Source organism: Nocardia sp. NPDC002869 (assembly GCF_046764065.1).
Classification (GTDB): domain Bacteria; phylum Actinomycetota; class Actinomycetes; order Mycobacteriales; family Mycobacteriaceae; genus Nocardia; species Nocardia rhamnosiphila.
On the sequence record NZ_JBKOOL010000003.1, the window covers coordinates 24739 to 46993 of the forward strand.

The 22255-nt window shown below is 69.2% G+C and carries 24 protein-coding genes and 1 pseudogene; 14 read left to right on the top strand and 11 right to left on the bottom strand.

Annotation, left to right across the window (positions count from 1 at the left end):
- The first annotated feature begins 24 nt into the window (after window positions 1–24).
- Together ACLML9_RS00745 and ACLML9_RS00750 are read left to right on the top strand one after the other, a co-directional pair.
- On the top strand, window positions 25–804 hold the full coding sequence (locus ACLML9_RS00745) for a purine-nucleoside phosphorylase (RefSeq protein WP_411943624.1): 780 nt from the start codon (window positions 25–27) through the stop codon (window positions 802–804).
- The gene (locus tag ACLML9_RS00750) at window positions 805–2304 is read left to right on the top strand and encodes a phospho-sugar mutase (RefSeq protein WP_411943625.1); all 1500 of its coding nucleotides are present in this window, start codon (window positions 805–807) and stop codon (window positions 2302–2304) included.
- A gap of 7 nt (window positions 2305–2311) precedes the next feature.
- On the opposite strand, the gene upp is transcribed toward ACLML9_RS00750, so the two are convergent.
- Window positions 2312–2935 carry a uracil phosphoribosyltransferase gene (gene upp, locus ACLML9_RS00755; RefSeq protein WP_411943626.1) on the bottom strand — a complete coding sequence of 208 codons (624 nt, stop codon included), beginning with the start codon at window positions 2933–2935 and terminating at the stop codon, window positions 2312–2314.
- A 152-nt stretch (window positions 2936–3087) separates the two neighbouring features.
- On the opposite strand from upp, the gene ACLML9_RS00760 reads away from it, so the two are divergent.
- The 7 genes from ACLML9_RS00760 (at window position 3088) to ACLML9_RS00790 (ending at window position 7873) form a co-directional block, all read left to right on the top strand.
- Window positions 3088–3402, top strand: a complete 315-nt coding sequence (locus ACLML9_RS00760; RefSeq protein WP_063128025.1) for a type VII secretion target — start codon at window positions 3088–3090, stop codon at window positions 3400–3402.
- A 4-nt stretch (window positions 3403–3406) separates the two neighbouring features.
- Window positions 3407–4498 (top strand): C40 family peptidase, encoded by a 1092-nt coding sequence (locus tag ACLML9_RS00765; RefSeq protein ID WP_411943627.1) that lies wholly within the window; start codon window positions 3407–3409, stop codon window positions 4496–4498.
- 63 nt (window positions 4499–4561) lie between these two features.
- Window positions 4562–4912 (top strand): hypothetical protein, encoded by a 351-nt coding sequence (locus tag ACLML9_RS00770; RefSeq protein ID WP_265802451.1) that lies wholly within the window; start codon window positions 4562–4564, stop codon window positions 4910–4912.
- A 58-nt stretch (window positions 4913–4970) separates the two neighbouring features.
- Window positions 4971–5318, top strand: a complete 348-nt coding sequence (locus tag ACLML9_RS00775; protein ID WP_411943628.1) for a YbaB/EbfC family DNA-binding protein — start codon at window positions 4971–4973, stop codon at window positions 5316–5318.
- A gap of 138 nt (window positions 5319–5456) precedes the next feature.
- Window positions 5457–6716: a primosomal protein gene (locus tag ACLML9_RS00780; protein WP_411943629.1), complete on the top strand. Its 1260-nt coding sequence runs from the start codon at window positions 5457–5459 to the stop codon at window positions 6714–6716.
- 185 nt (window positions 6717–6901) lie between these two features.
- A complete protein-coding gene (locus tag ACLML9_RS00785) occupies window positions 6902–7099 on the top strand; it encodes a type II toxin-antitoxin system VapB family antitoxin (protein ID WP_030522525.1) in 198 nt (65 codons plus the stop codon).
- A 90-nt stretch (window positions 7100–7189) separates the two neighbouring features.
- Complete coding sequence (locus ACLML9_RS00790) at window positions 7190–7873, top strand: JAB domain-containing protein (RefSeq protein ID WP_411943630.1); 684 nt, start codon at window positions 7190–7192, stop codon at window positions 7871–7873.
- 116 nt (window positions 7874–7989) lie between these two features.
- Here the strand turns inward: ACLML9_RS00790 and ACLML9_RS00795 are convergent, their stop codons facing one another.
- From ACLML9_RS00795 to ACLML9_RS00830, 8 genes are all read right to left on the bottom strand, one after another.
- Entirely contained in the window at window positions 7990–8898 is a 909-nt protein-coding gene (locus tag ACLML9_RS00795; RefSeq protein WP_411943667.1) for a metal ABC transporter permease, read from the bottom strand.
- Between the two features lie 5 nt (window positions 8899–8903).
- Window positions 8904–9638, bottom strand: coding sequence for a metal ABC transporter ATP-binding protein (locus ACLML9_RS00800; RefSeq protein ID WP_411943631.1), 735 nt, complete (start codon window positions 9636–9638; stop codon window positions 8904–8906).
- Window positions 9635–10552 carry a metal ABC transporter substrate-binding protein gene (locus tag ACLML9_RS00805; protein WP_411943632.1) on the bottom strand — a complete coding sequence of 306 codons (918 nt, stop codon included), beginning with the start codon at window positions 10550–10552 and terminating at the stop codon, window positions 9635–9637. The genes ACLML9_RS00800 and ACLML9_RS00805 overlap by 4 nt, the downstream gene beginning before the upstream one ends.
- A 141-nt stretch (window positions 10553–10693) precedes the next feature.
- Window positions 10694–11467 (bottom strand): succinate dehydrogenase iron-sulfur subunit, encoded by a 774-nt coding sequence (locus ACLML9_RS00810; RefSeq protein WP_030522530.1) that lies wholly within the window; start codon window positions 11465–11467, stop codon window positions 10694–10696.
- Window positions 11467–13266, bottom strand: a complete 1800-nt coding sequence (gene sdhA, locus ACLML9_RS00815) for a succinate dehydrogenase flavoprotein subunit (RefSeq protein ID WP_411943633.1) — start codon at window positions 13264–13266, stop codon at window positions 11467–11469. The genes ACLML9_RS00810 and sdhA overlap by 1 nt, the downstream gene beginning before the upstream one ends.
- Window positions 13267–13282: 16 nt before the next feature.
- Window positions 13283–13714, bottom strand: coding sequence for a succinate dehydrogenase hydrophobic membrane anchor subunit (locus ACLML9_RS00820; protein WP_411943634.1), 432 nt, complete (start codon window positions 13712–13714; stop codon window positions 13283–13285).
- A 3-nt stretch (window positions 13715–13717) separates the two neighbouring features.
- Window positions 13718–14116 (bottom strand): succinate dehydrogenase, cytochrome b556 subunit, encoded by a 399-nt coding sequence (sdhC, locus tag ACLML9_RS00825; protein ID WP_411943635.1) that lies wholly within the window; start codon window positions 14114–14116, stop codon window positions 13718–13720.
- Window positions 14117–14772: 656 nt separating this feature from the next.
- Window positions 14773–15033 (bottom strand): GreA/GreB family elongation factor, encoded by a 261-nt coding sequence (locus ACLML9_RS00830; RefSeq protein ID WP_411943636.1) that lies wholly within the window; start codon window positions 15031–15033, stop codon window positions 14773–14775.
- Window positions 15034–15212: 179 nt separating this feature from the next.
- On the opposite strand from ACLML9_RS00830, the gene ACLML9_RS00835 reads away from it, so the two are divergent.
- The 4 genes from ACLML9_RS00835 to ACLML9_RS00850 all read left to right on the top strand — a co-directional run bounded on the left by ACLML9_RS00835 (window position 15213) and on the right by ACLML9_RS00850 (window position 19393).
- Complete coding sequence (locus tag ACLML9_RS00835) at window positions 15213–15608, top strand: cytidine deaminase (RefSeq protein WP_411943637.1); 396 nt, start codon at window positions 15213–15215, stop codon at window positions 15606–15608.
- Window positions 15609–15672: 64 nt separating this feature from the next.
- Window positions 15673–16674, top strand: a complete 1002-nt coding sequence (locus ACLML9_RS00840) for an LLM class flavin-dependent oxidoreductase (protein ID WP_411943638.1) — start codon at window positions 15673–15675, stop codon at window positions 16672–16674.
- A gap of 126 nt (window positions 16675–16800) precedes the next feature.
- Window positions 16801–18222, top strand: a complete 1422-nt coding sequence (locus tag ACLML9_RS00845; RefSeq protein WP_411943639.1) for a thymidine phosphorylase — start codon at window positions 16801–16803, stop codon at window positions 18220–18222.
- 73 nt (window positions 18223–18295) lie between these two features.
- The gene (locus tag ACLML9_RS00850; protein WP_411943640.1) at window positions 18296–19393 is read left to right on the top strand and encodes an adenosine deaminase; all 1098 of its coding nucleotides are present in this window, start codon (window positions 18296–18298) and stop codon (window positions 19391–19393) included.
- 55 nt (window positions 19394–19448) lie between these two features.
- On the opposite strand, the gene nudC is transcribed toward ACLML9_RS00850, so the two are convergent.
- Window positions 19449–20471, bottom strand: coding sequence for an NAD(+) diphosphatase (nudC, locus tag ACLML9_RS00855; protein WP_411943641.1), 1023 nt, complete (start codon window positions 20469–20471; stop codon window positions 19449–19451).
- A 40-nt stretch (window positions 20472–20511) separates the two neighbouring features.
- Window positions 20512–21576, bottom strand: a complete 1065-nt coding sequence (locus ACLML9_RS00860; RefSeq protein WP_411943642.1) for a potassium channel family protein — start codon at window positions 21574–21576, stop codon at window positions 20512–20514.
- Window positions 21577–21710: 134 nt separating this feature from the next.
- Here ACLML9_RS00860 and ACLML9_RS00865 point away from each other — a divergent pair.
- Window positions 21711–22113 (top strand): annotated as a pseudogene (locus tag ACLML9_RS00865) (hypothetical protein); the annotation flags it as partial.
- Window positions 22114–22255 lie beyond the last annotated feature (142 nt).

The window sequence follows — 22255 nt, forward strand, 5'->3', positions numbered from 1 at the left end:
GCGGGAGGCCATACACTGGCCGCCATGCTTGCCGAAGAGGCTGCCGAGGAGATCGCGGCCCGTTCGTCCGTGGATCGACACCGGGTCGCGGTGGTGCTGGGTTCGGGCTGGCAGGACGCCGCCGCCGAACTCGGGACCCCCAATGCCGAGATACCGATGCCGGAGCTGCCCGGATTCGCCGCGCCCACCGCGCAGGGGCATGTGGGCCGGGTGGTGTCGGTGTCGATCGGCGATATCCACGCCCTCGTGCTCATGGGACGTCAGCACCTGTACGAGGGTCATTCCGCCGAGGAGGTCGTACATCCGGTGCGGACCGCGGTGGCGGCGGGCGCGGAGACGGTGATCCTCACCAACGCCGCCGGCGGGATCCGCCCGGGTATGCGGGTCGGGGAGGCCGTGCTGGTGCGCGATCACCTCAATCTCACCGGTAAGACGCCGCTGACCGGGCCCGCCTTCGTCGATCTGGTCGATGCCTGGGACCCGCGGTTGCGCGATCTCGCGCGGCGCGTCGACCCGGACCTGACCGAGGGCGTGTACGCCGGGCTCACCGGACCGCAGTACGAGACACCCGCCGAGATTCGCATGCTGGCCACGATCGGGGCCGATCTGGTGGGGATGTCGACGGTGCTGGAAGCCATCGCGGCGCGCGCCCTCGGTGTCCGGCTGCTCGGCATCTCCCTGGTCACGAACCTGGCGGCCGGGGTCACGGGCGCGCCGCTGGCCCATGCCGAGGTGCTCGCGGAGGGGCGCGCGGCGGCGCCGCGCCTGGGCAAATTGCTGCGCGGTGTGGTGGAGCAGCTGTAGATGCTGACCTTCGGCACGGCGGGTCTGCGCGGGCCGCTGGCCCCCGGCCCGGACGGAATGAACGAGACCACGGTGGCGCGGGCGACCGCCGGGCTCGCCGCCTGGCTGCGAGACCGCTGCCTCGGTGGCGGCACGGTGGTGGTCGGCCGGGACGCCCGGCACGGGTCCGCGGAATTCGCGGCGGTCACCGCCGAGGTGCTGGCCGCGGCCGGTTTCGCGGTGACCCGGCTGCCCGAACCGCTGCCGACCCCGGTCACCGCCTTCGCCGTGCGCGAATCGGGTGCGGTGGCGGGTGTGCAGATCACCGCATCGCACAATCCGCCCGGGGACAACGGCTACAAGGTCTTCGTCGACGGCGGCACCCAGCTGGCGCCGCCCGCCGATACCGAGATCGAGCAGCGGATCACGGCGGTCACCGAACCGATCGGACGCGACCCGGTCACCGCGTCGGGGGGTGCGGTCCTGTCGCACTATCTGGCGCGGGTCGCGCAGCTACCCCGGCTGATCGGCGGGGACGGGGAACGCGCCGGGATCCGGATCGCGTTCACGCCATTACATGGTGTCGGCGGCGCCACCGCCGTGCACGCGCTCACCGCCGCCGGTTTCACCGATATCCACGCGGTGACCGAACAGTTCGCGGCCGACCCCGATTTCCCCACGGTGGCCTTCCCGAACCCGGAGGAGCCGGGAGCGGCGGATCTGCTGCTACGGCTGGCCGAGCGGGTGGACGCCGATCTGGCCGTGGCGCTGGATCCCGACGCCGACCGCTGCGCGCTGGGTGTCCCCACACCGGACGGGTGGCGCATGTTGCGCGGGGACGAAACCGGAGTGCTGCTGGCCGATGATGTGCTGCGCACGGCGACCACGGACCCGCTGGTCGCCACCACGATCGTCTCATCTCGTCTGCTCTCCCGGCTGGCGCCGGCGCGGGGCGCCCGCTACGCCGAAACCCTCACCGGGTTCAAATGGCTGGCGCGCGCGGGCGACGGCCTGGTCTACGCGTACGAGGAGGCGATCGGGCACTGTGTGGACCCGGCGACCGTCCGCGACAAGGACGGTGTCTCCGCGGCGGTCATGGCCGCCGATCTGGTGTCCCGGCTGCGTGCCCGCGGCCGCACACTGAACGACGAACTGGACGATCTGGCCGTCGAGTTCGGTGTGCACGTCGGCGATCAGGTCTCGCTACGTCTGCCCGATCAGCGGGCGGCCGCCGCGGTGGTGGAGGCGCTGCGGGCCGCACCGCCGGGAACACTGGCCGGGACCGCGGTCGACTACACCGATATGGCCGCGCTGCGGGGCCGGATGCGTACCGACGCGTTGGTCTTCACCGGTGACGGCGTGCGGTTGGTCGTCCGCCCCTCGGGCACCGAATCGAAGCTCAAGTGCTATCTGGAGGTGGTGCACCCGGTTTCCGGCCCGGCCGGGTTGCGGACCGCCAGAAGTAGCGCGCAGGAGCGACTTTCGGAGTTGCGCGACTACTGCCGCACGCTGGCCGGCTGAGGCGGGTTCAGCGCGGTCCGAACTGCCGGTCCCCCGCGTCGCCGAGTCCGGGCACGATATAGGCGTCGTCGTTGAGCCGGTCGTCGATCACCGCCGTCACCAGCCGGACCGGATATCCCGAACCCGCCAGCGCCGTGATGCCTTCCGGCGCCGCCACCACGCAGACGGCGGTGATGTCGAGCGCGCCCCGGTCGGCCAGCAACCCCAGCGTGTGCCGCATTGATCCGCCGGTGGCCAGCATCGGGTCCAGCACCATCACCGGTGTGGCCGACAGGTCGTCGGGCAGCGATTCCAGATACGGCACCGGCCGGTGCGTCTCCTCGTTCCGGGCGACGCCGACGAAACCCACCTGCGAGTCCGGGATGAGGTCGGTGGCGGCGTCGACCATGCCGAGTCCGGCCCGCAGGACCGGTACCAGCAGCGGCGGCCGGGCCAGCCGCACGCCGCGGGTGGCCGCGACCGGCGTGGTGATGTCGAAATGTTCCACGGGCGCGTCCCGCAGCGCCTCGTAGACCAGGAGTCTGGACAGGTCCCGCAGGGCTGCCCGGAAGGCGGGGTCGGGGGTGCGTTCGTCGCGGAGTGTGGTGAGCAGTATCGCCACGAGCGGATGATCCAGCGTGTGCGTGCGCATGAGGGAACGATAAAGTCGACGGGGTAGCGGCGGCCGTCGCGCCGTGACTTTCCGCGGAAATCGAATTCCGCGGAACCGCGCGGGAAGCCGACGCGTCGAAACCGGTAGATGACATACTCTGCCCGTTAACGAAGTCGATGGGGGAACCTCTGATGGTGAACATCTCAGCCGATGCCCAGGGCATCGCGGCCTACGGCACCACCGCCGGGGTGATGGCCTCCGAACTCGCGGCGGCGGGGACCGGGGCCGCGGGTGCGGCGCCCACGGTTCTGGGGCCGATCTTCGGTCTGATCGGCGGCGATTTCCTCGCGGCGTACGCGGCCGCGCATGCCGGTCATGTGGCGACGATCGGCCAGCTGTCCGCGGTGCTGGGCACGATGAGCGGGGCGGCCGGCGTGGCCGCGGTGAGTTACGCCGAGGCCGACATCAGCAATGCGGCCGCCCTGCGCGGTGCTGCCGGGGAGTGACCCGGTGATCGATATCAATACGCTGGCCAGGCCGATTCTCGAACTGCTCGCCAGTTTCGGGACCGGCGTGCTGGCCACCGGCGGCCCCGGCGACGCACTCCGTACCGCGTCCACGGCCATCGACCAGGTCCATGCGCTGGGCCGCGGCGGTATCAATCAGATGAACACCGCATGGGACGGGACCGGCGCGGACGCCGCGACCTCGAAGGCGCTGCGCGTGCAGACCTCGGCCGCGAGCATCTCCGACCGCGGCAACGAGATGGCGACCGTGATGGGCCGGGCCGCGGCCCATGTGGAGACCGGCAACAAGGACCTCACCGCCATCGCGCAGTCGTTCGTGAACACCGCCGCCGCGGCCGCGCCCGCCCTGGGCACCCCGGCGGGTATATCGCTGCTGGTGGGGTCCGCGATCGATCATCTGGGCCAGGCGCTGGGCGTGGTGGGCCGGGTGCAGAACGAACTGCAGACCCAGACCTCCTCGATGAACGAGCTCACCCCGCCGCCGCCCACCCCGTCGGCGGCGAGTACCGCGCCGGTGAGCACCCAGGCCGTTTCGACGGTGGCGTCGGGGCTGAGCACCGCGGCCGGTATGGCCGGCTCGATGATGAGCACCGCCATGTCGTCGAGCCCGAGCGGCACCACCACCAGCTCCGGCACGCCGCAGAAAACCGCCACCTCGACCGGTACCACCACGGGCGAGGGCGTGAAGGTCACCCTGCCGGACGGCAGTGTGGTGGAGGCGCCGAACGAGAAGGCCGCCACCGCGGTGAAATCGGCCCTGGGCACGCTCGGCACCCCCTATGTCTGGGGCGGCAACACCCCCGGGGCCGGGCTGGACTGCAGCGGGATGACCAAGTACGCCTACGGCGAGGCCGGCGTGGAGCTGCCCCGGCTGGCCCACGAACAGGCCAGCGGCGCCACCCCGGTGTCGCCGGGCGATCTCATGCCCGGCGATCTCGCGGTATGGGACGGCCATGTGGCGATGGTGATCGGCAACGGCCAGTTGATCGAAGCCGGCGATCCGGTGCAGATCAGCTCGGTCCGGACGGAGAACAGCGGGATGGAATTCCTCGGGTTCTACCGGCCCACGGAATGAACCGCAGCAGCACCGGCACCCGTATCGGGGACGGTCATCCGATCATGACGACTGGACAGAATGATGAGTGAGCAGCAGCTTCCCGAGGTACCGAATGTCACGATGGCGGTCAGCCGCAACCGGGCCGGCACGCTGTCGGTGCGCGCCACCGACCAGGGTATGCCGGTGGAGATCAAATTCGAACGCAGTGAATACCGTTACGGCGCACAGGCTCTCGCCGACGAGATCCTGCGGCTGACCCGTCGCTCCACCATCGCGGCCAAGGCCAAGCGGCGGGAACTGCTGGCGGAGAACGGCATGCCGAACGACATCCTGGACCAGCTCGGTCTGCCCACCCGGCAGCAGGCGGTCGACGAACTGGACCGGATGGACGATGCCGACACCGGCCCGACGAGCTGGATGAGGCCGGTATGAGCGGCCCGCACGCGCGACACCACCACAGCGGATTCCCGCTCGGACCCAGGAGAGATGTATGAGCGCGGAAATGGATGCTCTGGTCGCCGACGCCACGCGGAAACTGGAAGCGCTGGAAGCGGCGCTGTACGGACTCAAACAGGTCCGCGGCCGGTTCGGCACCGAGGACGGAATGGTCACCGCCGAGGTCGACAGCGACGGCGCCCTGGTGAGTTTGCAGCTCACCGAGGCGGTGACCGCGTTACCACCCGCCGAAGCCGCCCAGCTCGTCATCTGGGCCTGCCGGCAGGCCGCCGAGGACGCCGGCGGCCGGCGTTCGGAGGTCGTTGCCGCACTGAACGAGTCGTTCGCTCCGGCGCCTTCGGGAGTGGTCGACCCGACCGGAACCGCGCCGGACGGCGCCTGATCGGGCTGCTCGCCCCGCACACCTGCCCGACGCCGCGCGGTTGTGCGCCGAGCGCGGCGCGGGATACTCCGACTCCGCGGCGACTGTGCGTGGACCAGGGGTGGGCTCCGCCCAGCCGGACCTATTAGGCTTCCGCGTATGGCTTCTGGAGACATCGTCCCGATCGAGCTCGGTCTGACCGACGGCGATCTTGTCACCCTGTGGGCACCGCGCTGGCGTGACGGTGACGACGAGTGGGAGGCGTTCCTAGGACATGAGGACGCCCTCTACGGCTTCGAGTCCGTGGCCGAACTGGCGGCCTTCATCCGGACCGACTCCGACAACGATCTGATCGATCATCCGGCGTGGAAGGTGGTCGCGGGTCTATCGGCCGCCGAACTCGAGCCCGGCGACAACTACTCCTTCGATCTGGTCGGTGTGCCGGAACTGGCCGCCGGTGACCCGGATGTGGACACCGTCGCCGAGTTGGAGGACACCTTGGCCATGGTGCGCACTATCGGCGAGGTCTGCGAGCTCGACACGGTCACCAAATTCTTCGGTTCGCACCCGTCGCTGGGCGCCCTGGCGGGCGGCACCCATATGTTCACGGGCCGCGACGGCGAGGAACTGTGGGATCAGATCGGTGCCGCGGTGGCCAAGAGCTGGGACGACGTGCTCGACGCCATCGATTCGGTGGTGCGGGTACCCGAGGTCGACGCCGAGGCGGTGGCCCTGGCCGAGGCCGAGCTGCTGGCCGCCGAGGAGAACGAGGTCGACGCCGACGACGCGGCCGACACCGACGACGACAGCGATTTCGAACCGGTCGACCTGGACGAAGAGGACGACGACGCCGAGGACGACGACGCCGAGCTCACGTTCTGGGAGGAAGTCGGGATCGACCCCGTCAAGATCGTGACGGCCGGTACCGAATACTTCACCCTACGGTGCTATCTCGACGACGAGCCGATCTTCCTCGGCGCCGAGAAGGCCATCTCGGTGTTCCCCAGTGAACGTGCACTTGCGCGGTATCTCGCCGACGACCACGAACACGATCTGGCCCGGATCAGTACCTTCGCCGAAGTACAGACCGCCGCCATCGACGGATCGCTCGAGGTGGAAGTCACCGAGGAGAACGTCTACGTGCTCCCCGGCCTGGCCGATGACCTGGCCGAAGGACCGGAAGCGGTCGATACCGAGCAGCTCGACCTGGTCCTGGAGTTGTTCTCCGATGCCGCGGACTACGCCGACGACGACGCGGTGGAACAGGCGCTGGCCAAATCGACGCCCCTCGGCTGGTATGTGTCCTACCTGCTGCATCCGGACCCCACCCGGATGGCGCCCAACCCGCCATTCGACGCCGAGGCAAGTGCCTGGCGCGAGCTCGAACGCAATTTCGAATCGCGCCTGTCTCCGCGCTGACCCGTCCCGCGTCGGCCCGGCCCAGGTCTCGATGTGGACACACGGCGTGACATTCGGTCGATAAACCGGCAGCGACTGGGCAAACTGACTGGCCAGCGGCATTGTCGTTGCGCAGCCGCTGCCCGGTTCGTCCCGGGCGGCGGTGACTTGCCGCCGCACCAGGGCGGATGTACTAAGGAGGACGCATGCCGACAGTGCGGATCGAGCTCGATCAGGATCTGCTGGCGGCCGCCGGGGCCATCATGGGCACGGCGTCGAACAAGGCGACCATTCACGAGGCACTGCGCCGGATCGTCGTGCACGAGCGGCAGCTACGGCATTTCGAGCGGTTGGCGGCGTCGGCGCTGAGCCGACCCCCGCAGCCCGCGGTGGTCGACGGCTGATCCGGCCGGGCGTCCGCCCGGGCCCGGCCGAACCCTCCGGAACTGTCGGTACCCGCTGGCATGATGACCACGGAATCTGGAGGGGGAATCATGCCGGTACCGATCACCGATCTGCCCAGGGCACAGCGGCCGCGGGAACGCCTGTGCGCACTCGGCCCTCAGGCGTTGAACGACGGTGAACTGCTCGCCCTGCTGCTCGGTCAGGGCCGCCGCGGCGAGAGCGCGGTCGAACTCGCTCTCGCCCTGCTGACCGAGTTCGGCGGGGTCGGTGGACTGGCCTCGGCGCGGCCCGAGGAACTGCTGCGCCGCCCCGGCGTGGGAGTGGCCAAGGCCACGGCCATCGCCGCCGCGTTCCAGCTCGCCGCCCGGGCCCGCAGCGGCACGCAGGCCCCGGTGCCCTTGCTGCGCGCCGATGATGTGGCCCGGGAGGCCGCGCCGCTGTTCGCCGGGGCCCGGGTGGAGCGGCTACTGGTGTTGATCTGCGATGCGCGCAACCGGCCACGGCAGAGGGTCTTCGTTGCCGAGGGCGCCATCGACGAGGTCGCGGTGCCGGTGCGCGAGATCCTGAACACGGTCCTGCGGCACGACGGTCGCGCCTTCGCGCTGGCGCACAATCACCCCTCCGGTGACCCGACTCCCAGCCCGGACGATCGCCGGGCCAGCACACTGCTCGCCGCGGCGGCACAAACGGTCGGCCTGCGGTTCCTGGACCATGTGGTGATCGCGGGCGACTGCTGGCGGCGGGCCGCCCCGTTCGAGGATGCCTTCCCGTGAAGCCACCCGCGCGGGCCGCGCACCGTCGGCTGGGTACCGGTGAGCTGCGGCCCTCGACCGCCCGGCCACCGCGGCGGGCCTCCGTTCGTGAACGTGTTCTCTCTATCCCGGGTCCGTCAGATGGGCGGTTCGACGGCCACGGCCGCCGTCGGCTCTCCGGACACCTCGCGTGCCCGGCGGCGGCCGGCCGCCAGCCGGGAACCGATCAGGCCCTGCCGGGGCGCGAACAGGTAGACCGCGGTGAAGACGACGCCCTGGGCCAGCACGATGGTGGCTCCGGGTGCGGTGTCGGCGTAATAGCTCACGTACAGGCCGGTGACCGCGCAGATCGCCGAGAGCGCCGGGGCGATCACCAGCATCCGCCCGAACCGGTCGGTGAGCAGGTAGGCGGTAGCACCGGGGATGATCAACATGGCCACCACCAGGATCACACCGACCGCCTGCAGGGCCACCACCGAGGTCAGCGCGAGCAGGCCGAGCAGAGCCGCGCCGAGCAGGCGCGGGTTCAGTCCGAGCGCGTAGGCGTGGGTCGGATCGAACGCGTAGAGCGTGAAATCGCGGCGTTTGAGCACGAGGGCGACGAAGACCAGGGCCGCCAGCCCGGCGATCTGGATCAGTTCCTCCTGGCTCACGCCCAGCAGATTGCCGAAGATGATGTGGTTGAGGTCGGTATTGCTGGGGGTCACCGAGACCAGTACCAGGCCGAAAGCGAACAGCGTGGTGAACACGATGCCGATGGCGGCGTCCTCCTTCACACGGCTGGTGTCCCGGACCAGGCCGATCAACCCGACCGCCAGGAATCCGAAGATCACCGCCCCGACGGCGAACGGCACTCCCGCGATATAGGCCAGTACCACGCCCGGCAGCACCGCGTGCGAGACCGCGTCCCCCATCAGCGACCAGCCCACCAGGACCAGCCAGCAGGACAGCAGTCCGCAGACGATGGCCGCGACGAGGCTGGCGGTCAGCGCGCGCACCATGAACGCGTAGCGCATCGGTTCGAGCAGGAATTCGATGAGGTCCATCGCGCTCACCGCTGTCCGATGACGTCGAGGCCAAAGGCGAGGGCGAGGTTCTCCGGCCGCAGTGCCTGCTCGGGGTCGCCGTGGACGAGCACCCGCCGCATCAGCAGTACGGCTTCGTCGGCCAGGCCGGGCAGGGCGTGCAGATCGTGGGTGGAGATCAGCACGGTAGCCCCGTCGGCCGCGAGTTCGCGTAGTAGTCCGGTGATCGTCGCCTCGGAACGTTTGTCCACCCCGGCGAACGGTTCGTCGAGGAGCAGGATCCGGGCGCCCTGTGCGATACCGCGGGCCACGAAGGCGCGTTTGCGCTGGCCACCGGAGAGCCGGCCGATCTGGCGGTCGGCCAGATCGGTCAGTTCGACCCGTTCCAGCGCCTCGTCCACGGCTGCCCGGTCGGCCCGGCTCGCCCGTCGGGTGAACCCCATCCGGCCGTACCGGCCGGTGGTCACCACATCGCGCACCGACAGCGGGAACGACCAGTCCACGGCCTCGTTCTGCGGGACATAACCGAGGAGCCCGGCCCGGCGGGCCGCGACCGGTTTGGCCCCGCCGATCCGGACCGTGCCGCGGTCGGGGGCGATCATTCCCATGAGGGTTTTGAACAGGGTCGATTTCCCGGACCCGTTCATCCCGATGAGCGCGCAGACGCGGCCGGCATCCACCGTCAGCCGGACCTGATCGAGTGCCTGGACCTCGCCGTAGTAGACGGTGACGCCGTCGATCTCGATTGCGGGGACTGTCATGGCCTGCTCCCGGTGAGTGCTGCGGCGATGGTTTCGGCGTCGTGCCGAATGAGGTCGAGATAGGTCGGTACCGGGCCGTCGGCCGCCGACAGCGAATCCACGTAGAGCACCCCGCCGAATTTCGCCCCGGTGGCCTCGACGACCCGGCGCATCGGGGCGTCGGAGACGGTGGATTCGCAGAACACCGCCGGAACCTCGTGGTCACGCACATATTCGATGACCCGGGTGATCTGCTGCGGGGTGGCCTGCTGCTCTGCGTTGACCGGCCAGAGGTAGTACTCCGACAGGCCCGCGTCACGGGCCAGGTAGGAGAAGGCGCCCTCGCAGGTCACCAAGGCGCGCTGGCGGCGGGGCAGGCCGGCGAGGTCGGCGACGAGTTCGTCGTGGACCTGCTGCAGTCGCTGTTTGTAGGCCGCACCGTTGCTGTGGAAGTCCGCCGCGTGCTCGGGCACGAGCCGGGAGAAGGCCGCGACGATGTTGTCCACATAGGTGCGCACGTTCAGTGGCGACATCCAGGCGTGCGGATTGGGTTTCCCGGCGTAGGCGTCGGAGGTGATCGGGACCGCGGCGACCCCGTCGCTCACGGTGCTGCGCTCGGCGTCCAGGTCGGCGACGAACTGTCCGAACCAGGCCTCCAGGTTCATGCCGTTGTCCAGGATGAGATCCGCTTTGGCGGCGCGTTTGATATCGCCCGGGGTGGGTTCGTAGCCGTGGATCTCGGCACCGGGCTTGGTGAGCGACTGCACCTCGAGGTGGCCGCCCGCGATGTTCGACGCGATATCGGCCAGCACGGTGAAGGAGGTGACGACGACCGGTTCACCGGTACGCGGCAGATGGAACGTATCGCAGGCGGTGAGCACGACGGTGAGACCGCAGGCCGCGAGCACGGCGACGATCCGGGGAAACACCTGCATACCGAACCACCCGCCTTCCAGTCAGAATGGTAAGTTCGGGTACCCGAATTATCAAGTTCGCGTGACGGAATACAAATGGCCGGTAATGCAAAACCGCCCCCGCGCGGGGCACGGGAGCGGTTCTGTCGGTAGCGGCCGGGGTCAGCGGGCGAACAGCAACGCCCGTTTGACCTCCTGGATGGCCTTGGTGACCTCGATACCACGAGGGCAGGCATCCGTGCAGTTGAAGGTGGTGCGGCAGCGCCACACACCGTCGACCTCGTTGAGGATGTCCAGGCGCTCCCGGGCGGCCTCGTCGCGGCTGTCGAAGATGAAGCGGTGCGCGTTCACGATCGCGGCCGGGCCGAAGTAGCTGCCGTCGTGCCAGTACACCGGGCAGGACGTGGTGCAGCAGGCACACAGGATGCACTTGGTGGTGTCGTCGAACCGGGCACGGTCGGCCTGGCTCTGGATCCGCTCATAGGTCGGCTCGTTGCCGGAGGTGATGAGGTAGGGCTTCACCGCCCGGAACGCGTCGAAGAACGGTTCCATATCCACGACCAGGTCCTTCTCGACCGGCAGACCGCGGATGGGTTCGACGGTGATGGTCACCGGCTTACCGCTCTTCGGCAGCATGTCCTTCATCAGGACCTTGCAGGCCAGCCGGTTCACGCCGTTGATCCGCATGGCGTCGGACCCGCACACACCGTGCGCGCAGGAGCGCCGGAAGGTGAGGGTGCCGTCCAGATAGGACTTGATGTAGATGAGGATGTTCAGGAACCGGTCCGTCGACAGGGCCGGCACCTGGAACGACTCCCAGCGCTGTCCCTGACCGTCCTCCGGGTTGAACCGCGCCACCTTGACGGTGATCATGGTCGAACCCTCGGGGACCGGTGCCGGGTTCGCGGCCGTCGGATTCTCGGCTACAGCGGTCATCAGTACTTACGCTCCATCGGCTCGTAACGGGTCTGCACCACCGGCTTGAAGTCGAGGCGGATATCGGAGAGGAGATCCGCACCCTCCTTGTAGGCCATCGTGTGCCGCATGAAGTTCACGTCGTCGCGGTCCGGGTAGTCCTCGCGCGCGTGCCCGCCACGCGACTCCTTGCGGTTGAGCGCCCCGACCACCGTGACTTCGGCAAGCTCCAGCAGGAAGCCGAGTTCGACGGCCTCGAGCAGATCGCTGTTGTAGCGTTTGCCCTTGTCCTGCACCGTGATCCGGGCGTAGCGCTCCTTGAGCGCGTGGATATCGGTGAGGGCCTGCTTCAGCGTGTCCTCGGTGCGGAACACCGAGGCGTTGTTGTCCATCGACCGCTGCAGTTCGGTGCGGATATCGGCGACCCGCTCGTTGCCGTGGTCGGACAGGATCAGCGCCAGCCAGTCCTGCACCATCTGCGCCGGGTTCTCCGGCATATCGACGAACTCGGCGCGATGCGCGTACTCCGCGGCGGCGATACCGGCGCGGCGGCCGAACACGTTGATATCGAGCAGCGAGTTGGTGCCGAGCCGGTTGGCGCCGTGCACCGAGACGCAGGCGCATTCACCGGCGGCGTACAGGCCGGGCACGATATCGGTGTTGTTCCGGAGCACCTCGCCCTGGATGCGGGTGGGGATGCCGCCCATCACGTAGTGACAGGTCGGGAACACCGGCACCAGTTCCTTCACCGGGTCCACACCGAGGTAGGTGCGGGCGAACTCGGTGATATCGGGCAGTTTCTCCTCGAGCACGTCCTCGCCGAGGTGGGTCACGTCGATGTAGACGTAATCCTTGTTCGGTCCGGCGCCGCGGCCCTCGAGCACCTCGAGCACCATGGAGCGGGCGACGATATCGCGCGGCGCGAGGTCCTTGATGGTGGGCGCGTAGCGCTCCATGAACCGCTCGCCGTCGGCATTGCGCAGGATGCCGCCCTCACCGCGAACCGCCTCGGAGATGAGGATGCCCAGGCCGGCCAGGCCCGTGGGATGGAACTGGTGGAATTCCATATCCTCGAGCGGCAGCCCCTTGCGGAACACGATCGCCATACCGTCACCGGTCAGCGTGTGCGCGTTGGAGGTGGTCTTGTACATGCGGCCCGAACCGCCGGTGGCGAAGACGATCGACTTCGCGTGGAAGACGTGCAGCTCACCGGTGGCCAGCTCGTAGGCGACCACACCGGTGGCGACCTGGCCGTGATCGGTATCGGTCAGCACCAGGTCCAGCACGTAGAACTCGTTGTAGAACTCGACATCGTGCTTGACGCAGTTCTGGTACAGCGTCTGCAGGATCATGTGACCGGTCCGGTCGGCGGCGTAGCAGGCCCGCCGGACCGGCGCTTTGCCGTGGTCACGGGTGTGCCCGCCGAAGCGGCGCTGATCGATCTTGCCCTCGGGCGTGCGGTTGAACGGCAGACCCATCTTCTCCAGGTCCAGCACCGCGTCGATGGCCTCCTTGGCCATGATCTCCGCCGCGTCCTGGTCGACCAGGTAGTCGCCACCCTTGACCGTGTCGAAGGTGTGCCACTCCCAGTTGTCCTCTTCGACGTTGGCCAGGGCCGCGCACATACCGCCCTGGGCCGCGCCGGTGTGGCTGCGGGTGGGGTACAGCTTGGTCAGCACCGCGGTCCGCGCCCGCGGGCCGGCCTCGATGGCCGCCCGCATGCCCGCGCCACCGGCACCGACGATCACGACGTCGTAGCGGTGCTCCTGAACAGGTCGAGACTCAACAGTTTCGCTGGTTCGTTCGCTGCTCTCACTCATGCGAGGGGGCCCGTTCCTAACTGATATTGGGGTCGAAGGTGAAGATGACGTAGGTGCCCACGCCCATGATCAGGATCATCGACAGCACCAGCAGCGTGTTCAGCCAGAACCGGGTCGAATCCTTGCGCGAGTAGTCGGCGATCACGGTGCGCACACCGTTACCGCCGTGCAGCTGCGCCAGCCAGAGCATGGCCAGATCCCAGATCTGCCAGAACGGGCTGGACCACCGGCCGGCCACGAAGGCGAAGTTCAGCCGTTTCACGCCGCCGTCGAGCAGCAGCATGATCGCCATATGGCCGAAGACCAGCACGATGAGCGCGAGACCGGAGAAGCGCATGAACAGCCACGCGTACTTCTCGAAGTTCCCGCTGGCATGCGAACGCGGCGAGCGGGGCAGGTCCAGGCTCGCCGGACGGTCGTAGGACTTGCCGAGAACGGGTGCAGGCATGGCTCAGTGCTCCGTCAACAGTAGGTAGAACATGCGGCCGATCGAGGGCACCAGGAGCACGACCAAGAGCCCGAGGATGCCCCAGAGCATCTGCTTCTGGTAGCGCGGCCCCTGGGACCAGAAGTCCACCAGGATCACCCGCACACCGTTGAGCGCGTGGAACAGCACACAGAAGACCAGTGCCATCTCCATGAGCGCGACGATCGGCGTCTTGTAGATCTCGATCGCTTCGTCGTACATCTGCGGGCTGACCCGTACGAGCGCGGTGTCCAGGACGTGCACGAAAAGGAAGAAGAAAACCGTGACACCGGTGATCCGGTGCAGGGCCCAGGACCACATTCCGGGGTCGCCTCGGTACAGCGTCTTGCGCTTCGGCTGAGCCGGAGCTTCTATCGTGGCCATAGAGTTTCGGTGCCTCCAACATCGTTGATGGACCCGGTCGCAGATCCCGGCACCGGTGTGGCGGGCCGGAAATTCGGTGGCGTACCAACCCGCGGCCGACAGGGACCGGCTCCGGGGCCGCTGTCGATAGGGCTCGCCGCCGCCGAACCTGAACCGATCTGTTCTGGACTCTAATCCTCTGACAATCGGGGAACTAATTCGGCGTGCCGCGCGTTTCGCCCAGATCACACAGGTTAGGTTTACCTTCGTAGGGCGGTGAAGGGCTCCTGCGGCGGGTTTGTCATGCCCTCGATCGCCTACTTACGGAACCTTCCCGCGACGTCGGATTGTTCCGCAAAACCTTGGTGTGCAGCGGATTTCCCATCCGGTCCGCAGCGCACGCGCGCACCGCGCGTTTTTCGTTGCGCATGCCGGCCCACAATGCCGACCTCGCCAGTGCGCGCAGGGGCAATGTGCAAAATGTCTCATTACCGGAGACGAAGTTACTCAAGAGTAGCGGACAGATCGCCGCGGCGCCGAAAGACTTTCCGCGATATTCCGGAATCGGCGCGCAGACCGCGCGCCCGCCTGGCCCGCCGCTGCCCGGACCGAGCGGCGGAGCCTGGCCCACCGGCCGCCGCCCACCCGGAGCGGGCCGCCGGTGGAACCACGCCGGATCAGTCGCCCTCGTGGATCGAATCGACCCGTAGCCGCACGGCCTCGTAGTTGAAGACGGTTTCGACGACATCGCCCGGCACCCGCCCCAGCAGGGCCTGACTCGCCGGCGCGCTCTGCGGGTACTTGCCGACGGCGGGATCGGCCTCGTGATCGGGCACGATCTGGTACTCCATCCGTACCTCGACCTTGCCGAAGGCGTCGAGCCTGGACAGCAGCAACTTCGAATACACCATGACGATGAGGAACTTCGGAAGCGTCATTCGCACCTTCCTGGTGAGGGGTCCCGGACCGAGTGGCCGGGCAATCTACTTATCTCCGAGCGGAACGACGTGTTTCACATCCGCTCGGAACAGATCGTGCGCGCAGGCGCGCGGCGGACACGGTGATGCGGCAGGCTGGGCCCGGACCCGGTGGGTCGCCCACGGACGCGGGAGCAGCTATGGATATCGACTGGAATCTTCTTCGCACCAGCGCGCACACCGCCATGCGACGCGCCTATGCCCCCTATTCTCGTTTTCCGGTCGGGGCGGCCGGCTGGGACGGCAGCGCGGTATCGGTCGGTTGCAATATCGAGAACGTGTGCTACGGGCTGGGCCTCTGCGCCGAATGCGTGCTGGCCGGCAACAACGTCACCGCGGGCGGCGGCCGGCTGCTCGCCGTCTCGGTCTGCGATTCCCGGGGCGCGATCCTGCTGCCCTGTGGCCGCTGCCGCCAGGTGCTCTACGAGTTCGGCGGGAAGGAACTGCTCGTCGACCACGCCGACGGCCCGGTACCCCTGGGCCGGCTGCTGACCGACGCCTTCGGTCCCGACGACCTCGCCGCCGGCCGGACCTGACCCTTTCTCCGCCGGCCCCCGGCGGCCGTGGAATCCCGGCGGCACCGAACGGGTTGGTCCGGGTATGACAGTTCCGCTCTCCGTGCTCGACCTGGCCGCCGTCGCCGCCGACGGATCACATCGGCAGGCGCTCGCCGACACCCTGACCGTCGCCCGCGAGGCCGAGCGACTGGGGTACCGCCGGTTCTGGGTGGCCGAGCACCACGGCATGCCGGGTATCGCGAGCTCGGCGCCGCCGGTGCTGATAGCCGGGGTGGCCGCGGCGACCGAACGGATCCGGGTGGGTTCCGGCGGGGTGATGCTGCCCAACCATTCCTCGCTGGTGGTCGCCGAACAGTTCGGCACCCTGGTCGCGCTCTACGGTGACCGCATCGACCTGGGGCTGGGCCGGGCCGCCGGGACCGATCCGCTCATCTCGGCCACCATCCGGCGCGGCGCGGCGGCCGAGGCGGTGGAGGATTTCCCGAAACAGGTGGTGGAACTGCTCGCCTATTTCGGGACGATTCCGCCGCTGCGCGGCGGACAGGGCGACCGTATCCAGGCGGTGCCCGGTAAGGGCGACACCCCCGAGATGTGGCTGCTCGGTTCCAGTGATTTCAGTGCTCGGCTGGCCGCGATGATGGGTCTGCCGTTCGCGTTCGCCCATCACTTCGCCGGTGGACGCAACACCCCGCTGGTGTTCGAGCTGTACCGCAGCGAGTTCCGCCCCTCCGAGGTGCTCAGCCAACCGCATTCGATGCTGGCCGTGGCGACCGTGGTCGCCGACTCCGCCGCGGAGGCCCGCCGGCGCACCCTGCCACAGAGCCTGGTCCAGCTGCGGATGCGCACCGGTCAGCTGCCGCAGCGGATACCGACCCTGGCCGAGGCGGAGGAGTATCCCTGGTCGGACGCGGAGAACGCCTTCGTCGACGACCGCAATGCCGACCAGGCGATCGGCACCCGGGAGCAGGTCCTCGACCGGCTCGACACGCTGGTGAAGGACACGGGCGCGGACGAGATCATCGTGACCCCCACGGGGCCCACGGTGCAGCACCGCCTCGAGACCCTGCGGGCGCTCCAGGAGTAGTTTTCCCGGCCACACCGGGCGGGCCTGTCCGCCGCGGTCGCGGCCGCGGCAACGGCGTGGTCGGGTAGGCGGGGCCCGGCTGGGCGGGCCCCGGCACGACCGCCGCGGCGCTGCCAGACTGGTGGCGTGACGGCACACGACGCGGTATCGATCATCGGGGCCAAACGCGACGGCGGCGAACTGTCGGACGCGCAGATCGATTGGGCCATAGCCGCGTTCACCCGCGGCGAGATGGCCGACGAGCAGATGGCCGCTCTGGCCATGGCGATCGTGCTGCGCGGGATGAACCGGCGCGAGACCGCGCGCTGGACCGCGGCGATGCTGCGGTCGGGGCGGCGGCTGGACTTCACCGATCTCCCGCGGCCGACGGTGGACAAACATTCCACCGGCGGCGTGGGTGACAAGATCACCCTGCCACTGGCGCCGCTGGTCGCCGCCTGTGGCGCGGCGGTACCGCAACTGTCCGGCCGCGGATTGGGATACACCGGCGGCACGCTGGACAAACTGGAATCGATTCCGGGTTGGCGGGCCGATATCGACCCGGACCGGATGCGCGAGATCCTCACCGACCCGGCCGCGGGCTGCGTGGTCTGCGCGGCCGGTGCCGATCTGGCGCCCGCCGACAAACGCCTCTACGCACTGCGCGATACCACCGGCACGGTCGAATCCATCCCGTTGATCGCCAGTTCCATCATGAGCAAGAAGATCGCCGAGGGCACCGCCGCCCTGGTGCTGGATGTGAAGGTCGGATCCGGCGCGTTCATGCGCACTCGCGAGGAGGCCCACGCGCTGGCCGCCGCCATGGTCGAACTGGGCGCCGACGCGGGTGTGCGGACCGTGGCCCTGCTCACCGCGATGGACACCCCGCTGGGCTGCACCGCGGGCAACGCGCTCGAGGTCGCCGAGGCCGTCGAGGTGCTCGCGGGCGGCGGACCGGCCGATATCGTGGAGTTGACGCTGGCCCTGGCGCGCGAGATGGTCGCGCTGGCGGGTCTGGACACCAATCCCGCCGACGCGCTCGCCGACGGCCGCGCCATGGATCGCTGGACCGCGATGATCCGCGCCCAGGGTGGTGATCCCGGCGCCCCGCTGCCTACGGCCGCGCACACCGAAACGCTGTCCGCCCCGGCTTCGGGAACCCTGACCCACCTCGATGCGCGCGGGGTCGGTATCGCCGCCTGGCGCCTGGGCGCCGGCCGCGCCCGGCAGGGCGACCCGGTCCAGGCCGCCGCGGGCGTGCAGTGGCACGCGGGCCCCGGCGATCGGGTCACCGCCGGGCAACCGCTGCTCACCCTGCACACCGACACCCCGGAGGCATTCCCCCGCGCGTTCGAGGCCCTGGCCGAGGCGATCACCGTCGAGACCGGATCCACCGACCGGCCCGCCCCTGGCCCGCTCGTCCTCGACCGGGTCGCCGGCGACGCGCACCGCCCCGGACAGCATCGGTCGCCGCACCGGCATTCCGGTCACCCACCCGCCCGGTCCGGCCCGGGTGCCGCACACAACCACCCGCATCCGGCCGCTGACCACGAAGGGAATTCGAGGTGAGCGCCCGCCGAAGAGGTGGAACCTTTCGGGCCGTCCGGCTGACCGCCGCGACATTCGGCGATACCGTCGGCATATGACCGGACCTCTGCCGCTGGATCTCGCCACACTGCGCCGGGCACCGAAGGCGCTGCTACACGATCATCTCGACGGCGGCCTGCGGCCCGCCACCGTGCTCGAACTTGCCGCGGACTGCGAATACGACCGGCTCCCCGCCGCGGATGCCGAAGCCCTGGCGCGCTGGTTCCGGGACGCGGCCGACAGCGGCTCGCTGGAGCGCTATCTGGAGACCTTCACCCATACGGTCGCGGTGATGCAGACCCCGCAGGGATTGCACCGGGTGGCCCGCGAATGCGCCGAGGATCTGGCCGCGGACGGGGTCGTCTACGCCGAGGTGCGATTCGCGCCCGAACAACACCTCGAAAGGGACCTCACCCTCGACGAGGTGGTCGAACACATACTGGCCGGGTTCGCCGCGGGTGAGGCGGCCGCCGCCGCGGCCGGACAGCCCCTCGTGGTGCGCTGTCTGCTGACCGCCATGCGGCACGCGGCGCGGTCCCGGGAGATCGCGGAACTGGCGGTCCGCTTCCGCGACCGCGGTGTGTGCGGTTTCGATATCGCGGGCGCGGAGGCCGGATACCCGCCCACCCGGCATCTGGATGCCTTCGAGTACATGCGGGTCAACAACGCGCATTTCACCATCCACGCCGGCGAGGCCTTCGGCCTGCCGTCCATTCACGAGGCGCTGGCCTTCTGTGGCTGCGACCGGCTCGGGCACGGCGTCCGGATCGTCGACGATATCGAGGTGCCGGGCGCGGTCGAAGAGGCCCGGCTCGGGCGGCTGGCGGCGTATGTGCGCGACACCCGGGTGCCGCTCGAACTGTGCCCCTCGTCGAACGTGCAGACCGGCGCGGTGCCCTCGCTGGACAAACACCCGTTCGACCTACTGGCGCGGCTGCGCTTCCGGGTGACGGTGAACACCGACAACCGCCTGATGAGCGATACCAGCATGAGCCGGGAGATGCTCAAACTGCACCAGACCTTCGGCTACGGCTGGAGCGATCTGGAACGGTTCACCATCAACGCGATGAAATCGGCGTTCATCCCGTTCCCGGAGCGGCTGCGGATCATCGACGACATCATCAAACCGGGATACGCGGTACTGCTGGGCTGAACCGGCGAATACCGGTCGGTCCGGAAACCGGCGGTGGAAACCCGTGCCGCATGTCTCACGCGCCGGGATCCTGGGTGCGCCTTCGCCTTCGCTCCGGCCATGCGCGGGCCGTGGACGGGCCGTGCCCGGCAGTGCCCTCTAGGCGTACCTCCGCCTTCGCTCCGGCCATGCGCGGACTGTGGACGGGCCAGGCCCGGCAGTGCCCTCTAGGCGTACCTCCGCCTTCGCTCCGGCCATGCGCGCCCGCCTCCGGCCGGGTCCGCCAGCCGCCCGCCGCCAGCGCGTCGCGCACCTCGTCGCGGGTGAACCAGTGCGCCTCGGCGATCTCACCGTCGGTGAAGTGCAACGGCTGGTCGGGGTCGGCCTGCGCGGAGAACCCGAGCATCAGCGAGCGCGGGAACGGCCAGGGCTGGCTGCCGAGGTATTCGATATCGCGCACCTCGAGCCCGACCTCCTCACGCATCTCCCGCTCGACACACCGTTCCAGCGACTCCCCTGCCTCCACGAACCCGGCCAGCAGCGAGAACATCGTCTCCGGCCAGCTGTGCTGACGGGCCAGCAGCACCCGGTCGCCACCGTCGTGGATGAGACAGATCACGGCGGGATCGGTGCGCGGGAAATCCTCGCGCCCGTCCTCGGCCACCCGGGACCAGCCGCCCTTGGCCGGCATCGTCGGTGTGCCGTCCGCACCGTGATAGGCGGCGCCGGCGTGCCAGTTGATCAGCGCGAGCGCGGTGGACAGGACCCCGGCCGTGAAATCGTCGATCGAGGCGTCGGCGAGCCGGCGCAGGTCCCGCAGGGTGCCGGAGAGCGCCTCGTCGCGCACCGCCCACAGGTGCACACCGTCCTGTACGCCGAGGAACACCGCGTCGGGGCTCGGCTCGGGGGACAGCTCCAGCGCGGCTTCCCAGACCAGTGCCTCCGACTCGTAGCGCACCGCGCCGCGCGGGCCCACCCGGAGCAGGCGGGCCGTGGACCAGCCGTCCTTCAGCGACTGTTCATCGGCGCGCAGATGGTCGGCACGGTCCAGCGCCGAACGGGACAGCAGGGGAATCTGGTTGAGTCGGAAAACGGCCACGTACCGAGACTATCGCGGCTCGATAACGGCCGTGGCGGAGTCAGCGGGCGCGACGGATGTAGAGGAGTTTGTCCCCGGTTTCCAGGGCGTCGACCGCCGGCTCGCCGACACGCACCAACTCACCGGCCCGCACCACCCCGAGCACGATATCGCTGAGATGCCGCGGCGACCCGCCGACCTCACCGGGTTCGACCTCGCGTTCGGCGACCGCGAAACCGTGCTCCGGGGTGAGCAGATCCTCCATCATCTCCACGACGCTGGGCGTGGTGGTGGCGATCCCGAGCAGCCGGCCCGTGGTCTCCGAGGACACCACCACCGAATCGGCGCCGGACTGCCGCAGCAGATGGGTGTTCTCCGATTCACGGATGGAGGCGACGATCTTGGCCTTCTTGGTGAGTTCCCGGGCGGTCAAGGTGACCAGGACCGCGGTGTCGTCACGGTTGGTGGCCACGATGACCGAGGACGCGTTCTGCACACCCGCCAGCCGCAGCACATCGGACTGGGTGGCCGACCCGTGCACAGTGACCAGCCCGGCGGTCGACGCCGCTTCCAGGCTCACCGCGTCCATATCGACGACGACGATATCGGCGGGTTGCACGCCGTCACCGAGCATGGCGTCGATTGCGGTGCGGCCCTTGGTGCCGTACCCGACGACGACGGTGTGATTACGCACAGTGCGCCTCCAACGCTGGATCTTCAGAGCCTGGCGGGAACGTTCGGTGAGTACCGCCAGTGTGGTGCCGACCAGGACGATGAGGAACAGCACGCGCAGCGGGGTGATGACGAAGATGTTCACCAGCCGGGCCGACGGGGTGACCGGGGTGATATCGCCGTACCCGGTGGTGGACAGCGAGACGGTCGCGTAATAGAACGCGTCCAGCAGGGTCACCGTATCGTCGGCGCCGTCCCGGTAGCCGTCCCGGCCGAGATACACCACGAACGAGGCGGCGCACAGCAGCCCGATCGCGAACAGCACCCGCCGGAACAGCGAGATCCACGGGCTGTTCTGGACCTCCGGGATACGGAGCAGCCCGACCAGCGCGAAATCCGGTGGTCCGGCCGCGCCGCGGGCCCGGCTCCCGAGGTCGGCGAACCGCAAACTCACCGGCGACGCCTTTCACCGGTCCGGTCATCACGCACACCGGTCACTGTCAGTCCCTCCGACACAGCTCGGGAGCCTACCCGCTCACCCGCCGTCACGTCGGACACGCGGTCGTGGCGGGTATCAATGGTGGTGCCATGGCAGATATCGCCCCGGCGGGCGCACCGGATTCCGGGCGCACCCCGGCGCTTCGACTGGCCGCGCTGCTCCTCGGCGCCGGCGTCCTGCATTTCGTGGCCCCCCGAACCGTTCGATTCGATCGTCCCTCCGCAGTTGCCCGGAAAGGCGCGCTCCTACACCTATTGGTCCGGGGTGGCCGAGATCGGCGTGGGAGCCGCGCTGTTGATTCCGCGCACCCGGCGGCTCGGCGGCCGGCCGGCCGCACTGCTGTTCATCGCGGTATTCCCGGCCAATATCCAGTTCGCCGCGGATTCGGTGCGTAATCCGAAGGCACCCTCGATCCTGAAAGCGGTCTCCGTGCTGCGGCTGCCGCTGCAGTGGCCGATGATCACCAGCGCGCTGGCGGTGAGCCGCCGGTCCCGGCAGGACCAGCGACCGGCCGACCCGGCGGATACGCGGCGGCCGGGTGGCCCCCACCGGGCCGGTGACCGGCCGCATCCGGCGCGGACGCGATGGTGTGCAGCCGGGCACGCGGTGAGCCGCCGAGCCGATAGCCGGGCGG